The sequence below is a fragment of the Psychrobacter urativorans genome, assembly GCF_001298525.1.
Taxonomy (GTDB): domain Bacteria; phylum Pseudomonadota; class Gammaproteobacteria; order Pseudomonadales; family Moraxellaceae; genus Psychrobacter; species Psychrobacter urativorans_A.
Genome location: NZ_CP012678.1, coordinates 733,794 through 750,890, shown reverse-complemented (window position 1 = coordinate 750,890; position 17,097 = coordinate 733,794). Strand labels below are relative to the sequence as shown.

The window sequence follows — 17,097 nt, the reverse complement described above, 5'->3', positions numbered from 1 at the left end:
ATGAATACAGAATCAAATAAATTTTCAAAGCCTATTGCCGAAAATGATAACGATGAGATTGACTTATTAGCTTTACTGCTAGGTTTATTACGCGGCTGGAAGACGCTATTACTTTTTGCGTTTTTAGGGCTGGTTATAGGTGTGTTATATAGCCGTTATCTGAATCCTGTTTTTAAGTCAGATGCTCTAATACAGATTGATAATAAGTTTCAAGGAGTGTCGGCATTAGGCTCAAATATTTCAGATTTAGTGTCGCCAGATGTGAGTCCTGCTCAGACAGAAGCAGAACTAATAAAATCACGTATGATATTAAAACCCGTAGTTGACTTACTACACTTAGATATAAGATTAAATGATCCTACCATTAATAAATTAGATAGAATAAAAAATAATCGTACCGATACGCAAGTGAATAGTCCTGAAAGCGTGATACTTGATACCGAAGATGGACCAGTGCAAATAAGACAATTTAATGTGTCGCAAGCGTATTTAAATCAGTCTTTTACCTTAGTGAAATCTAAAACAGGATTTATACTTAGTAACGGTTTTGATGATTTTAAGGGACAACTGAATCAACTGAATCGCTTTATAGGTTCAGATGGTATCATCCAAATTACTGTCACTGACCTGCCTAATGATAATCACCCTATTACTATTACTAAACAGTCATTACAGAACACAACCGATGCCATAAACGGTGCTTTAATTGTGAAAGAACTTGGTAATAAGACCGGTATTATTCAGCTATCTCTAACAGGTTCAAATCAGCAGCAAGTGAGCTTAATATTAAATCAAATTATTTTATCTTATGTAGGTCAGAACCAATCGCGCGGATCTGAAGAAACTACTAAAACACTTACCTTTATGGAAACGCAAATTCCAGCGTTAAAACAAAAGCTTGAAGCTTCCGAGAAAGTATTTAATGAGTTCCGTGAGAAATATGGCACAATCGACATTGGTCAAGAAGCTGGACTATTACTCTCCGAAAACTCTAAAATTGATTCTCAGATTAATGATTTAAAGCTTAAAAAAGCAGATTTAATCACTTATTATACAGAAGATCATCCACTAGTTATTCAAATAAATGAACAATTAAAAGTCTTGAATAATAAAAAACAAGAAATAGACGATAGAGTTACAAGGTTACCAAATATACAAAGAGAGTTTTTAAAGCTATCAGAAGACACAGGTATTAATAGAGAAATATATCTGACCATGCTCAAAAACTATGAGCAGTTAAAAATTGTCAAAGCAGGGCAAATTGGTTATGCACGTATCATTGATTCGCCTATCAGTACCTATAGAGCTATTGCACCGAATAAAAAGCTAATTATACTGTTAGCTACTATACTAGGGACATTCCTAGGAGCAACTTTGGTTTTGCTTAAAAACTTGCTTAAAAGTACGGTCAAAGACTCTGAACGCTTGGAAACAAAAACTGGTGTACCAGTTATTGCAACGATTCCAAGCTCACCATTACTATCAAGGTTATCAAAGAATAAAAAAGCACCAAATCGCTTATTAGCTTATGTTGATAGTAACAGCTTAAGCTACGAAGCCATAAAAAGCCTAAGAACACATCTGATGTTCGGTATGCCAAAAGAAGGTAAAGCAGGCCAACGTGCTAAAGTAATACTAATTTCAGGTGAGAGTCCAGGCGTTGGTAAGTCGTTTATATCGGCAAATCTTGCTGAGGTATTTGGTCAGCTTAACACTAAGGTTTTAGTTATAGATGCAGATATGCGTTTGGGTGAGCTACATAAGATATTTAATATGGATCAAGATAATGGTCTAGCAGATTACTTATCTCAGAAAAATGATGAACTCCAAGTAGATGATAATCTAGCTGATTTTATCCATTCTACATCTATGGATCATATTGATTTTATGCCTCGAGGCAAACATCCGCATAACCCTGTATCGTTACTTGCTGGCGATAGCTTTAGAGGTTTGATGACACAATTAAACGCTTATTACGATTATATTGTCATTGATTCGCCGCCGATATTAGCAGCGTCCGATGCTATAATATTGTCACAATATGCGGATAAAGTACTGATGGTGACTCGATACGAAAAATCGATAGAGGGTCAGCTAGTTTATGCGATAAAACAGCTTAATAAAGCTAACGTACGAGTAGATGGTATTATCCTCAATGATGTGAAACAAGGTCTGATGAGCAAATACAGCTATAATTACAGTTATGCATATGGTAGTAACAAATAGATATTACACAAACAGTTGAGCGCTATGTTTATGAGTTCAGAGCTTAATCATACTTATAAGACATCCGTTAGTAATGCTAGCGATACTAATAATTGGCTATACCGTAGTGCTCAGTATTTATTAGCACTACCACGTAGTGTCAAACAGACTATTTTGATTACTGCTGATTTTTTTATGGCAGGCGTGTGTCTGTATTTTGCATTAGCACTTAGGTTTGGTTATATAGACAATCATATTAGTCCTGTTGCTTTAGGTCTTTATGCAGTCATGCCTATTATCGGATTGTATCTAATAGGTTTCTATAAAAACGTCGCTAGAGTATTTTTTGACACGGTAATGCGAAGTGTGTTGCAGTTGTTTGCTGTACTGATTATTATTTATGAGGCTATTCTTTATTTAGACTGGATGCCTATCATACCGCGTTCTATTCCTATTTTTTATCTGTTCTTATTCTTTATTTGGTTATGGAATAGTCGCCTAACGATTAAAGAGCTATTAACACGCTGGCAAGGTAAACGAACACCGCGTAGTAAAGACATTAGTGATTATGATAATGTGGTTATTTATGGTGCTGGTCTTGCGGGTAGAGAATTATTTGATGGGCTTAGAGATTCCCATAAGTATAATGTAGTTGCTTTTGTTGATGATAATCCGCAGCTAACAGGTGCTTATATCTTGGGGAAAAGGATTTACGCTGCTAGTGATCTTGTTGATATGGTGGATACGCTAGATATTGCCCAAGTATTTTTAGCTGTGCCTTCTATAAGCCGCACGCATAAAAGGTATATTATCGATAAACTGGCAAATATTTCTATCAAAATTAAAGAATTACCTAGTCTGCAAGAGATTGCTGATGAAAAAGTCACTGTCAGCAATATGCGTAATATAGATATATTAGATGTTTTAGATAGGCAGACAGTTGAGCCTGATGAAAAATTATTACAAAAAAACATCACCAATAAATATGTGCTAGTTACTGGTGCAGGTGGCTCTATCGGTAGTGAGTTATGTCGGCAGATTATCAAAAATAAACCAAAATGCCTAGTGCTCTATGAGTTGTCTGAATATGCTTTATATAGTATTCATCAAGAGCTTGTTGGCAAGCAAGCTAATAATCCTCAGTATCAAGATATTGATATAGTTGCTATTATTGGTAATGTCACTAATGAGGATAATCTCGTTAGAATATTTAAGACTTATCATATACAGACCGTATATCATGCGGCTGCATACAAGCATGTACCTCTTGTCGAACATAATCCTTTTGAGGGTGCTATTAACAATACTAAAGGTACTTATCACTGTGCTCGTGCTGCTATTCAAGCAAAAGTGGCTACATTTGTACTTATTTCGACTGATAAGGCAGTGCGCCCAACCAACGTGATGGGCGCAACTAAGCGTTTAGCAGAGCTGGTATGTCAAGGACTAAGCCAAACTAGTAGTCAAACTTGCATTAGTATGGTGCGGTTTGGAAATGTTCTCGGTTCATCTGGCTCTGTGGTTCCAGTATTTACTAAACAAATCGAGCAAGGGCGCCCTATAACAGTCACACATCCAGATGTTACACGCTATTTTATGACTATTCCAGAGGCAGCAAATCTAGTGATTCAGGCTGGAGCTATGGCATCTGGTGGTGAAGTATTTGTTCTGAATATGGGTGAACCAGTCAAAATTGTTGATTTGGCCCGTCGCATGATTCACTTAAGTGGCTGCGAGACTAAAGACGAGAATCATCCTGATGGTGATATAGAAATTGTCTTTACTGGCCTTCGGGCTGGTGAAAAACTCTATGAAGAGTTAATTATTGGTGAAGATAATGTTGAGGATACCACTCATCCACTAATAATGCAGGCGATGGAGCATGGTTTCCCATTAAGCGATATAGAGCAGACACTATCTGAGTTGACTGATAAAGCTCGCCAGCATGATGTTATATGGCTAAAACAGCAGTTTAAACATTTCGTTGCTGGTTATAAAGAAGGGTCTACGCCTACATAGCGATATGATTTTACTGCTCATACACATCATCAATCATTACTGGTAACATTATTCAAAGGGTTTTTATGATAGATATCGATAATATTAAAATAGCTGTGATAGGCCTAGGCTATGTAGGACTGCCGTTGGCAGTTGAATTTGGAAAGCAACATTCAGTGATCGGTTTTGATATTAATACTAACCGCATTAATGAATTAAAATTAGGTATAGATCATACTTTAGAAGTGGATAATGAAGAACTTTCTCAAGCACTGCACTTGAGCTATAGTTCAGATATTCAGGCGCTGAAAGACTGTAACTTTTTTATCGTAACAGTGCCGACACCTATCGATGAATATAAGCAACCAGACCTGACTCCTCTAGTAAAAGCTTCCGCTGCTATCGGTAGTCTGCTTAAAAAAGATGATATTGTAGTCTACGAGTCTACAGTATATCCAGGTGCGACTGAAGAAGTCTGTATTCCGGTACTGGAAAATTTTTCTGGATTAGTTTTTAATCAAGATTTTTATGCAGGATATAGTCCTGAGCGTATCAATCCAGGAGATAAGGAACATCGTGTTACTAATATTTTAAAGGTAACTGCAGGCTCTACTCCTGAAATCGCCGACTTTGTTGATAAGGTATACAACCTAATCATTACTGCAGGTACACACAAAGCACCTTCTATTAAGGTAGCAGAAGCGGCAAAAGTTATAGAAAATACACAAAGAGATGTCAATATCGCTCTAATCAACGAGTTGGCTGTTATCTTTAATAAAATGAATATAGATACCGAAGCTGTTTTAAAAGCGGCTGGAACGAAGTGGAACTTCTTACCATTTCGACCAGGTCTAGTAGGTGGGCACTGTATCGGTGTTGATCCGTATTACCTGACTCACAAAGCACAAGCTATTGGTTATAATCCAGAAATTATTCTTGCTGGCAGACGTCTTAATGATGGTATGGGTGCATACGTAACTACCCAACTTATTAAAACAATGATAAAAAAACGTATTCAAGTTGAAGGGGCGAGGGTATTAATACTGGGACTTAGCTTTAAAGAAAATTGTCCTGATGTGCGCAATACCAAAATTATCGATATTGCGCATGAGCTACAAGAGTATAATATTGAGGTCGATATTTATGATCCTTGGGTAAATAAAGCTGAAGCACAGCGTGAATATAATGTCACTCCTATTAGCGAGCCATTAACTAATCAATATGACAGTATTATCTTAGCAGTCGCGCATCAAGAATTTAGCAAAATGGGAGTAGATAATATTAGAGCTCTAGGTAAAGATAATCATGTCCTCTACGATCTAAAGTATCTCTTTGCAAGAAATGATACTGATATTCGCCTTTAATAGCCTTTTTAGAGAATAAGAAAAATGACTATAATGTCGCTCCAAACACAAAATACCTATGAGAGAATAAGGCTAACGCTGGAAAATGAACCAAAAACATGGCTAATTACTGGTGTAGCTGGTTTTATAGGTTCTAACTTACTCGAAACTTTATTATTACTTAATCAAAAAGTAGTTGGTTTAGATAATTTTGCTACTGGCTTTCAGCATAATTTAGATGAAGTGCGAAGTCTGGTGACTCCTAAACAATGGTCAGGTTTTAGCTTTATTAAAGGCGATATTCGCAATCTCGAAGACTGCAAGGCAGCTTGTCAAGAGGTGGATTATGTGCTGCATCAAGCTGCATTAGGATCGGTACCACGTTCTATTGCAGATCCTATTAACACTAATGAAACGAATATCAGTGGCTATTTAAATATGTTAGTTGCAGCCCGTGATGCTAAAGTTTCAAGTTTTACCTATGCAGCGAGTAGTTCAACTTACGGTGATCATCCGGCACTACCTAAAGTCGAAGATACCATAGGTAATCCGCTATCGCCATATGCAGTAACTAAGTACGTCAATGAGTTATATGCCAATGTATTTGCTCGCACTTACGGCTTTAATAGTATTGGTTTACGCTACTTTAATATTTTTGGTAAACGACAGACGCCTGATGGTGCTTATGCTGCAGTTATCCCTAAGTGGACTGCAGCAATGATTAATGGCGATGATGTATTTATCAATGGTGATGGTGAAACTAGCCGTGATTTTAATTTTATTGATAATGCAGTACAGGCTAACATTTTGGCTGCAACAGCAAAAGATGATGCTAAAAATCAGGTATACAACGTAGCAGTGGGTGGTCGCACGACGCTGAATCAGTTATATGAGGATATTCAGTTATCACTGCAGAAAAATGGTATTAAACATCATAAAGCACCAATATATCGTGATTTTAGAGTAGGAGATGTTCGTCATTCACAAGCAGACGTGACAAAGGCGAAAACCTTACTTGGCTATAATCCTGAATTTGTAATTAAAGAAGGTATTGCAATAGCAATGCCTTGGTATATAAATTTTTTAAAGTAAAATGACTGGTGCTTATGACTGAAAATATTACAATTAGGTAATTGAGTAACTGATAAATAGATATACAAAAAACATGGTTCTTTTCTTTGGTTAATATCTCTATCACTATATTCCTAATAACAAATGCTGATTGTAACCTGAATTGGTTCTTCAGCTACTATTGATTTAAGTGTAGAAATTTTGTCGGTAGAGTTAAAAAAATATAATCAAAGTTAATACGATAGTTTTTCTATTTAATACCTAACTCCCAACTTAGAATACATAATAATGATTTCAAAAATTAAATCCACTTTAGGTGGTTCTGGAAATCGCGCTCAATTACTCCGAGGAGGAATAGGTGCTTTAGTTTTAAAAATTTTAAATATTGGCTTATCGTTAGGTACGTCCATTGTTCTAACTAGAGCTTTAGGGGCGGAGTCATTTGGTATATATGTCTATGTATTTGCTCTTGTAGCACTATTTTCGGTTCCCGCTCAATTTGGAATGACAACACTTATTGTCCGTGAAACTGTCAGAGCTGAGACGGAAGGTAATTGGAGTTTATTAAGAGGTATTTGGCGATGGGCTAATATTACGGCTAGTATTATTAGCGTCGCTTTAATCATATGTTGTATTATATACTTCACTTTTTTTGCAGGTAGTAATCATAAAGTATCAGATGATAATGCTTTTATATATGCCATAGCAGCGATTCCATTTTTAGCGTTAAGTGGTTTAAGAAGTGCCTCTCTACAAGGGTTGCGAAAAATAGTTCAAAGTCAAATTCCAGAAGGGATTATTCGTCCATTAATATTAATTGCATTAATTTTATTTTATTGGTTCTTCATTTCTAATGATATGACCAGTGAAACTGCTGTCATGCTAAGTGTTTTATCAATCATAATATCTTTTATATTTGGAGCATGGCTGTTACATCGCGAAACTCCGATTGAAGTATTAAAAAAGCCAAAGCCACAATATAAAACAAAGCTATGGTTGAAGAGTGTTATTCCATTTACTTTACTTGAGGGTGTAGGCGTAATAAACACTCAGACTGATATAGTTATGCTAGGTATATTTGGGTCTGCAACAGATGTGGGTTTGTATCGGATTGCTTCGCAAGGTGCATCGATAACTACAGTTGGTCTTACAGTTGTAGCAATGGCTGCAATGCCCTACTTTGCTCGCTTTTATGCTCAGAGCGATATATTAAAGCTTAGCAAAGTCGCAGTGATGACTGCTAGAGCGAGTATGCTTTTAGCTATCCCTTTTTCGCTATTATTTATGTTTTATGGTGATAGTATTTTAACTATAGCGTTCGGTAATGAATTTGCTAATGGTTATTCGGTTTTAATGGTCCTTACTATTATACAGCTACTTAATGCAATGTTTGGGACATCGGGTCGGATTTTGAATATGACGGGTCATGAGCAGGATACACTTAAAGGAATGTTGGTTGCCACGTTTTGTAATATAGTATTAAATTTTATTTTTATTCCGTCTTATGGTGCTGTAGGCGCAGCTTGGGCAACTGGTATCTCTATCCTTATAAGAAATATAATGTTATGGGTTATGGTCTATCATCGACTTGGTATAGACACATCAGTATTTGGAGTCTTTCATAACGAAAATAAAATGAATAATCTTCAAAAAATTAATGCGTAATAATATCAATGAAGGAGAAATTAAGATGAATGTAGAAGATTACTATAAAGGTTTGGTTAACTACACTTATTCTGAATCGAAAAAATATTTCACACATGATTTAGATGATGATTATCAGCTATTTATTATTTGGCAAAATGGTCGCTCATGTGAAGATGAGATAATACAAGCTATTAAACTAAATTTTAATATTGTATCAAGTATAAGTATGCAATGGTCTAAAAAAAATGCTGTTCAAAATTTCAATCGATTTTATAAAGCTATTGATAATCCCCAGATTAGCGATAAAGCAGAGACAATGGGCGAAGGGGAGTTTTTATGTTTAGTTGTCAAAGATAATGCTCCTGAATATCATTATCGAAAAACCGTTTCTGGAGCTATAGAATTAGTTAATAGCAAAACAGTAAAGATAAAACGTGAAGTCAGAGAAATCTGTGGCGGATATTATGTTCATTCTACTGCATCTCCAGAAGAATTTTACGAGCAGGCAATTTTATTGTTTGGAGAGGAGTTGTTAAAAGAGATATTAGACTGTCGACATGACGTTTTAGTCTTCCATCAAGATTTGAAGGGTGCGGATGGTTGGAGCGGATTCCCAGAGTTATTTACTACTTTAAAATACGCTTCCAAATATCTTGTTTTAAGGAATTTTGAATTTTTGCCGTTTGATTTCTTTAATAATGATAAAGATGTTGATGTTTTGTGTGAAAATGTGATGGATTTTATATCTGCCTCTAATTCAAAGGTGTTATCTTTGACGAATGGGGGTGCCAAATTAATTGTTAAAATAGAAAATAAAGAAGTTCCATTTGATATAAGATTTATTGGAGATGATTATTATCACTCGAGCTGGGAAAGAGATATGCTTGAGCAACGTATTAAAACTATTAACAATGTATATAAGCCAAGGTTAGATGACTATTTTTTCTCTTTGCTTTACCACGCAGTATTACAGAAACCAGAAATAAAGCCTATTTATGTGCAGCGCTTTGCAAGTATATCAAACGAGTTACAGCTTGATTTTTTTGATGTCAGTAAATTGAACGACAAGCGTTATATTGCTTCTATTATTGAAGGTTTTTTTGTTTTTAAGAATTACTTATATACTAATCCTAAAGACCCAGAGGTCTATGTCAATTATTCAGCTCTGAAGTACCTACCAAAAGAACTTGGAGGTAAAAAATCTAAAAAATTAAAAAGTTTAATACGGTTGGCAGTTCCACGAGTATTTATTGATATTATTCCTAGTAATATAAAAATTAAAGCTCATAGATTAATTAGTTAGCAAACATTTTCTCTGTCTTGTAAGTATTTAAAATTTTTAATTGAGTAATAATATGAAGAAAGTTATTTTTAAAATTAAAAGAGAAATACTTTTGGCAACAAATAAGTTTGGTTTTGATCTTATTAGATTATCAGAGAACTATATTAATGAAGAATGGCATTCGCCAATAGAGCTGTTATACAAAACTAACAAGCCAATGGTGTTGGTAAAGGTGCCGATAGCAGATATTCGCTTTATGGCTGCTCACGGATTTAAGGCTGGTAAAGAGAGTAATGCACCCTTTATTACCACAATTAGAAAGTATGCTAATGATGGGATTAAAGACTACAGTGAGTCAACTTTATCTCACTTTTACTCCAGTTTTCAGCCTAAATCAGTTTCAGAATACTTATTTTTAGAAAAAACAGAAAATAATATACTTAATAGTTTGCCTGCATCTGGTATGGCTTATCCTTGGTCTAATCTGGAACCTCTAGATAGAATTAGACAAAGAACTCTAGAGATTGAAATTGATAATATAGAGCATAAATCGAAAATAAGAATAGATGGAGGAGACTCTTTTTATGGTCCAGTTAGCTTAGAAAAAGGAGAGCTAGAATATAATAGGTTAATCAATGTCTATAATTCTATTAAAGACAATGGCTTTAATGTGGATATAAAAGGTAAGAATAATATTGCAGCAATAGTTTTAGAAAGTAATGGTACCTATAGTTATTTTATAAATTATGGTCAACATAGAGTTGCGGCATTATCTAATTTAGATCATGAACATATTATTCTACAAATCCAGAAAGGTCTAATTGTACGACGTTCTGAAGTTACATTTTGGCCTGGAGTGATAAAAGGGTATTTTACTAAATCAGAAGCATTGAAAGTTTTTGACAGAATATTCACGGGTAGAGAGTAATATATGAATATGCAGCGGGACTTAAATAAAAACAAGACAATAACTAATTATTTATTTTAATCTATGATCCATTGAGTAGGTTTTCATAAATAATTGCTGTCTATTTTTGATAACGAAATGACTATAAATTAATTTACTGTTTTTTATCGGCTCAGAATCATATTAAGCTGGAAACAAGTAATAAAACGTAAGACAAACAGAAATAAAATATTGATTAAGAAAATTGATGATTTTTTGCTTAAAATATATTGAAAAGCATCCTAATCATTAAAAATAAAATTTCTTTATTATTTATATGCTTATTTTTAATTTATAAAAATTTGTAAACTTAGCCTTGAATATTTTCGTAATGTTTAAAATAATTGAACAAGACGTTCTAATTTCATTAATCATATTATACCTAGTATTTAAATTCTGGAACTTTTATATGAATATTATGCATATAATATCTGCACCCGCATCAGGTGGTGCTGAAGTTTATGTTAAAGACATGGCAAAAATTTTGGCTGCAGAAGGTCATAATGTACATATAGTATTTCTAAGTACAGCAGCTGACGCTGGTAGAGATGTGAAGTATGCAGAAAAATTTATAAGTGACTTGAAGTCGTCTGGTATCATGACCTACATAATCGGTAATGAGACTAGAAAAAAACCTTGGCTAGGTGTAGCAAGACTAAGAAAATATATTATAAAAAACAATATAGACATTTGCCATAGCCATCTTGCTTATGGCATAGTGTTTTCCGCTTTATCAAGAGTTCCTGTAGTCTATACACATCATACTATTAAACCTCGTTGGGATAAGTTAACTTATACTATTTTTAATAGTCTAGTAGATGAATATGTAGGTATATCAAAAAACTGTGCGGAAGCTTTAAGTTTATACACTGGTCGAAAAGTTAATACGATACTAAATGCAGTTTCTGAGGAAAAGTTTGTAGGATATGTTCGAACGAGAAAGTTAGAGGATACTGTTAAAATAGCTATGGTTGGACAGTTAACTATTCCGAAAGATTATATAACGATGTTGCAGGCCTTAACGTTATTAGATATAGATGTTCAGGAAAAAATAAAAGTATTAATTGCTGGTGAAGGTGATGCTAAGTATAAAGGTGAGTTATTAGATTATATTAAGGAAAATAATCTAAATCATATAGTTGATTTCGTTGGATTGAAAACAAATATTCCAAAATTTCTTTATGAAGCTGATATGTTTCTTCTCAGCTCCTCATCGGAAGGTCTGCCCATTGCACTTCTTGAAGCATCTATATCTGGATTACCTTGTATAGTTACTGATGTTGGTGGTTGCGCCGAAATAATTGAGAGTAGTAAAAATGGCGTTACTGTGCCTCACCATAATCCCCAAGAGATTGCAAATGAAATTGCTAAATTTGTTTTAGATAATACTCTGATAGAGAGGTTTTCAACTAATGCTATTAACAACGCCCACAAATATTCAATAAACAAAGCCGCACAGTTACATATCGAATTATATAATTCGATTCTTAAATAGACAGTTAGATACACTTCAAGAGTGTAGAAGATAATGTATTTCATAATACTATATTTGATTTTTAAGATGTTAGTATTTAGTATATAGTTTCGTATACTTCAAAAATAACCATAAGTTTTAAACTAAATATAGTTTTATATTAATGAGGTAGATATTACAATGCTATTAAAAGAAATATTTATACATTATAGTCCGAACTTTTTGACGAATTGTGCTATCACGGTTTTCAATTCGTATCAATATAAAATCCGGCATGCTGGAGATTATCAGAAATATAAAGATTATTATACTAAGTTTTCAATTGCTTCTAAACATGATGTAGAGGTTGAGCAAAAAGAACGTTTAGCCAATTTTTTAAATTTTAGTGTGAATAAATCTAATTGGTATAGTCATTATAGAAAATACGAGTCTCTAAATGATTTTGGTATACTTAATAAAGAAGATATTATTAATAACATGAAGGATATAGCTACATTAAGCGAAAAAAATGCGATCGTGAGTCTAACAGGTGGTACTACGGGTGCATCAATGAAAGTTTTGTATACTAAAGAAAATATGCAAGAGCGTCATGCATTTTTAGATAGTTTCAGAGCTCAGTATGGGTATACGCTTGGTAAGAAATGTGTATGGTTCAGTGGTAAAAATATAGTTAGTGAAAAAAATATTAAGAAGGGGATTTGTTATAGAGATGACTATGTTAATAAGATTCGTTTTTTTTCTACATTTCATATAACTGACAGTAATTTTCATATTTACTGGCTCGCTTTTCGTAATTTTGCTCCAGCATATATTGTTGGTTTCCCATCTAGTGTATATGAGTTATGCTCTATGGCTGCAGTTCGTGGATTAAAGCTGGAGAATACAGTTGAAGCTTTTTTCCCTACTGCTGAAACATTACTACCCATTCATCGTGAAGTTATTAGTTCTGTTTTAGGCTGTAAAATTGCTGACCAGTATGCTTCGTCAGAAGGTGCGCCCTTTATTCTTGAATGTGAGCAAGGAGGAATGCATATTCATCCATTAACAGGTATATTTGAAGTGGTTGATGAAGATATGAAACCAGCACAAGAAGGCGAAATTCTTGTGACTTCATTTACTACAAAAGGTACTCCTCTCATACGTTATAGGATTGGTGATCGTATAAAGCTTGCGCCAGAAGACAAACAGTGTGTTTGTGGGTCTCATTTTCCATTAGTTGAAAGAATTGAAGGTAGAGCGACCGATTATATTCTTTCCCCAACACATGGAAAAGTTAACTTAGGTAACATCAGTAACAGCACTAAGAATGTTGCAGGAGTTATCCAGTTCCAAGCAATTCAACACAAGTCTGATTGCGTAGAAGTGCTAGTTGTTGCAAGTAACGACTTCACCGATAAAGAACAGAAAAATTTTAAATTAGCACTAGCAGAACGTTTTGGCCCAGAGTTAAAGATTAATTTAAAAATTGTAGATGAAATACCGAAAGAGAAAAGCGGCAAGTTTAGACTTGTCAAAAATATGATAGGTAAATAATAATGTATGATTCTTATCAAAACATGCTAACTTTTATTATATTAATATTTACTTATTTTTTAGTTTTTAGTTTTTGCTGTAGACAAAAAAGAGATATAAAAGTAATAACTTTGCTTTTTTTATGGCATAGTTTTTTTTCCTTTGTGTATTATAGTTTTACTCTAAGTAATCCGGCAGATGCTATAGGTTATTATAGACGGTCATTTTACTCAGATTTTGTTTTTTATCCTGGTACACCTTTTATTGTTAATATATCTTCTATGTTTACAAAAACAATAGAGGCATCCTATTTAAATGTAACATTAATTTTTAATATATTTGGACTTTTAGGATTGGCAATTTTTTACTTAACTATTAAAGGTTATTTAAAGGAAATGAGTAGATATTGGGTAATGATTTTCTTTATTCCGTCTATGAGTTTTTGGAGTGCGGGTTTGGGAAAAGATGCCATTTCATTTTTCTCTACATGTTTATTCTTGTATGCTATAGCTATTAAAAAAAGAAACTTTTTATTAATTTCTATTTCCTTTTTCTTTATGTTTATGGTACGACCTCATATCGCATTTATGATGCTGATATCTTATATAGTATATTTTATTATTAAAGCAAAAATAAATTTAGTGTTTAAGCTCCTAACTTTACCTGTTATTGCTATAGGATTAGTTGTATCACTAAGCTTTGTACAGCAATATGTTGGTTTGGAAGATGCTTCTTTAGGTGATGTTGGTGATTATGTTGACGGGCGTCAAAATGTAAATCAGGGCGGGGGTTCTTCTGTAGATATAGCATCAATGAGCTATCCTATGCAGATGTTTACTTATGTATTCCGTCCCCTACCTTTTGAAGCTCACAGTGCAGTAGCCTTATTTTCTAGTATAGAAAATACAATAATTCTGTTCTTATTTATTTATATCGTTTATAAATCCAAATTTAATTTTAGATCTTTTATATACAACGAGAATTTATGGCTATTTACATATGTATTTCTAACCTGTACGATACTTGCGCTAACTACGGCAAACTTAGGTATCGCAACACGTCAGAAGTGGATGTTTATGCCTGTTTTAATCTATCTATTAATTTATGCATTCTACAAATATAAGATAAATAATACTAGGATATATAAATGAAATTTCTACTTATTGCTAGTTATCCAACCTCTATCTTAAAGTTTCGTGGTGCATTAATTGAAGCATTGCAACAGGCTGGCTTTCAAATTCATATCGCTGCTCCTGATTTAAAAAAAAATCCTGTAGAGCTTAAAGCTTTAGAGGATTTAGGTTGTTTTTTGCATGATATTCCTATGCAGCGTACAGGAACTAATCCTATAAAAGATGGCAAAACTTTAATTACGTTATACCGTTTAATGGAAAGGATTAAGCCACACTATGTGATGGGCTATACTATTAAGCCAGTAATTTATGGTTCATTAGCAGCTAAGCTTGCTCGTGTACCCCACCGGTTTGCCTTGATTACAGGGCTGGGATACGCTTTTCAAGGGGTTGATGCAGAAGATTATAAAAAGTCTAATCTACAGATATTAATGCATCAGCTTTATTCAATAGCTTTATCATCAGTCGAAAAAGTGTTTTTTCAGAATCCAGATGATGAAGCGCTGTTTAGAAATATAGGTATTCTAAAGTCTGTTATTCCAAGCAAAGTAGTTAATGGTTCTGGTGTAGATGTATCCGAATATATAGTAGTACCATTTCCTGAAATAGACAATATACTAAGTACTCGATTTTTATTAATAGCACGCTTACTAGGTGACAAAGGCATTCGCGAGTATGCTCAGTCGGCTAAAATTATTAAAGCAAAATATCCGCAAGTTCAATTTGACTTAGTTGGTTGGATTGATGACAATCCTAACACCATACAGCAACATGAGCTGGACGATTGGATTAACGAAGGGCTATTTAGCTTTTGGGGTAAACTTAGTGATGTAAAGCCTGCTATTGCAGCTTGCTCTGTATATGTTTTGCCATCATATCGCGAAGGTACACCGCGTACAGTATTAGAAGCGATGGCAATGGGTCGGCCTATCATCACTACTGACGCGCCGGGATGCCGTGAAACTGTTATTGATGGCTATAATGGTTATCTTGTGCCTGTTAAGGCCATAGATGAGCTTGCCTTAGCAATGGAAAAGTTCATACTTAATCCGGAGCTAACTATTAGTATGGGCAAAGCATCTCGTGCATTAGTAGAAAAAAAATTCGATGTGAATACAGTTAATCAGACCATGTTAAAATCAATGGGAATTTCATGATAAAACGACTCTTTGATATTACCGCTGCAACGACGGCTCTTGTGGTTTTATCGCCGGTATATATATTTACGGCTTATAAAGTCAAAAAAAATCTTGGCTCTCCGGTATTGTTTCGGCAGACGCGTCCTGGTCAGAAAGGCTTACCATTTGAGATGATTAAGTTTCGCTCTATGAAAGATGCTATCGATATGGATGGTAATCCTTTGCCTGATAGTGAGCGTCTTACAGCATTTGGTCAGACCTTACGTAACACTAGCCTTGATGAGCTGCCTGAACTATGGAATGTGATAAAAGGCGATATGAGCCTTGTAGGGCCGCGTCCCTTGTTGATGGAATATCTGCCATTATACAATGATGAGCAAAATCGTCGCCATCTGCTTCGTCCTGGTATTACGGGTTATGCTCAAATAAATGGACGTAACTCTATCAGTTGGGAAGAAAAATTTAAGCTTGATACTTGGTATGTGGATAATCAGTCAATTTGGTTAGATATCAAGATATTGTTCAAAACAGTGCAGAAAGTTCTTATTAAAGATGGTATCAGCGCTGATGGCGAAGCGACTATGAGTAAATTTAGAGGGTCACAGAGTATCGAAAATAGTAGTAAATTAGAGAATATTTATGAATGAAGTGTTTGCAATTTATGGTGCTTCAGGCTGTGGTCGTAGTTTAATGCCAGTAGCACGAGAGCAGTTAGCAATTCTAAATAATAAGAGCCGAGTTGTATTTATTGATGATGCATTACAGGATAACACGCTTGTAAACGGCTGTGTGGCTATGAATTATGAGGCTTTTAAAGCGCTAAACTATGCTTATAAATCAGTTTTAATAGCCATTGCTAATAGTACCATTCGCGAACAGATTGCTAATAAGTTAGAGAAAGATAGTATTTCGTTATGGCAAGTTCAAGCTACTTCTACGTTTATTATGGATGAGGTCACCATCTCTAAAGGCGCAGCACTGAGTCCGTTTGTCACTATTGGTGCAAATGTGACTATTGGTAGATGTTTTCAGGCTAACTTGTATAGCTACGTGGAGCATGATTGTGTCATTGGTGATTATGTTACCTTTGCACCAAGAGTCAGTTGCAATGGCAATATTCATATTCATGACCATGCGTATATTGGTGCAGGGGCGGTTATTAAGCAAGGTACACCTGATAAACCCTTAATTATTGGCAAGGGTGCAATTGTTGGAATGGGTGCGATTGTCACTAGAGATGTGCCCGCTGGAGCAGTAGTGGTAGGTAATCCGGCACGTTTACTAATTAAATCATGAGTGACGCTACTCGTTTCATTTCTAATAAATCCAAGTTTTTCAATGCTGTAT

Annotated in this window: 13 protein-coding genes; all 13 read left to right on the top strand. The window is 34.6% G+C overall.

The window, feature by feature from the left end; translation table 11 throughout:
* Nucleotides 1–2,226, top strand: coding sequence for a polysaccharide biosynthesis tyrosine autokinase (locus AOC03_RS03150; protein ID WP_062533561.1), 2,226 nt, complete (start codon nucleotides 1–3; stop codon nucleotides 2,224–2,226).
* Between the two features lie 153 nt (nucleotides 2,227–2,379).
* Nucleotides 2,380–4,224 carry a polysaccharide biosynthesis protein gene (locus AOC03_RS03145; RefSeq protein ID WP_227514279.1) on the top strand — a complete coding sequence of 615 codons (1,845 nt, stop codon included), beginning with the start codon at nucleotides 2,380–2,382 and terminating at the stop codon, nucleotides 4,222–4,224.
* A gap of 65 nt (nucleotides 4,225–4,289) precedes the next feature.
* Nucleotides 4,290–5,567 (top strand): Vi polysaccharide biosynthesis UDP-N-acetylglucosamine C-6 dehydrogenase TviB, encoded by a 1,278-nt coding sequence (gene tviB, locus AOC03_RS03140; protein ID WP_062533560.1) that lies wholly within the window; start codon nucleotides 4,290–4,292, stop codon nucleotides 5,565–5,567.
* A gap of 33 nt (nucleotides 5,568–5,600) precedes the next feature.
* Nucleotides 5,601–6,638, top strand: a complete 1,038-nt coding sequence (locus AOC03_RS03135) for an NAD-dependent epimerase/dehydratase family protein (protein ID WP_062533559.1) — start codon at nucleotides 5,601–5,603, stop codon at nucleotides 6,636–6,638.
* Between the two features lie 267 nt (nucleotides 6,639–6,905).
* Nucleotides 6,906–8,282 (top strand): flippase, encoded by a 1,377-nt coding sequence (locus AOC03_RS03130; protein WP_062533558.1) that lies wholly within the window; start codon nucleotides 6,906–6,908, stop codon nucleotides 8,280–8,282.
* 25 nt (nucleotides 8,283–8,307) lie between these two features.
* On the top strand, nucleotides 8,308–9,567 hold the full coding sequence (locus AOC03_RS03125) for a hypothetical protein (RefSeq protein WP_062533557.1): 1,260 nt from the start codon (nucleotides 8,308–8,310) through the stop codon (nucleotides 9,565–9,567).
* Nucleotides 9,568–9,619: 52 nt separating this feature from the next.
* Nucleotides 9,620–10,474, top strand: a complete 855-nt coding sequence (locus AOC03_RS03120; protein ID WP_062533556.1) for a hypothetical protein — start codon at nucleotides 9,620–9,622, stop codon at nucleotides 10,472–10,474.
* A 427-nt stretch (nucleotides 10,475–10,901) separates the two neighbouring features.
* A complete protein-coding gene (locus AOC03_RS03115) occupies nucleotides 10,902–11,987 on the top strand; it encodes a glycosyltransferase (protein WP_062533555.1) in 1,086 nt (361 codons plus the stop codon).
* A gap of 159 nt (nucleotides 11,988–12,146) precedes the next feature.
* A complete protein-coding gene (locus tag AOC03_RS03110; RefSeq protein ID WP_062533554.1) occupies nucleotides 12,147–13,499 on the top strand; it encodes a phenylacetate--CoA ligase family protein in 1,353 nt (450 codons plus the stop codon).
* A 2-nt stretch (nucleotides 13,500–13,501) separates the two neighbouring features.
* A complete protein-coding gene (locus AOC03_RS03105) occupies nucleotides 13,502–14,629 on the top strand; it encodes a hypothetical protein (protein ID WP_227514278.1) in 1,128 nt (375 codons plus the stop codon).
* On the top strand, nucleotides 14,626–15,768 hold the full coding sequence (locus AOC03_RS03100) for a glycosyltransferase family 4 protein (protein WP_062533552.1): 1,143 nt from the start codon (nucleotides 14,626–14,628) through the stop codon (nucleotides 15,766–15,768). The genes AOC03_RS03105 and AOC03_RS03100 overlap by 4 nt, the downstream gene beginning before the upstream one ends.
* The gene (locus tag AOC03_RS03095; RefSeq protein ID WP_062533551.1) at nucleotides 15,765–16,397 is read left to right on the top strand and encodes a sugar transferase; all 633 of its coding nucleotides are present in this window, start codon (nucleotides 15,765–15,767) and stop codon (nucleotides 16,395–16,397) included. The genes AOC03_RS03100 and AOC03_RS03095 overlap by 4 nt, the downstream gene beginning before the upstream one ends.
* The gene (locus AOC03_RS03090) at nucleotides 16,390–17,046 is read left to right on the top strand and encodes a NeuD/PglB/VioB family sugar acetyltransferase (protein ID WP_062533550.1); all 657 of its coding nucleotides are present in this window, start codon (nucleotides 16,390–16,392) and stop codon (nucleotides 17,044–17,046) included. Before AOC03_RS03095 ends, AOC03_RS03090 begins: the two co-directional genes overlap by 8 nt.
* Nucleotides 17,047–17,097 lie beyond the last annotated feature (51 nt).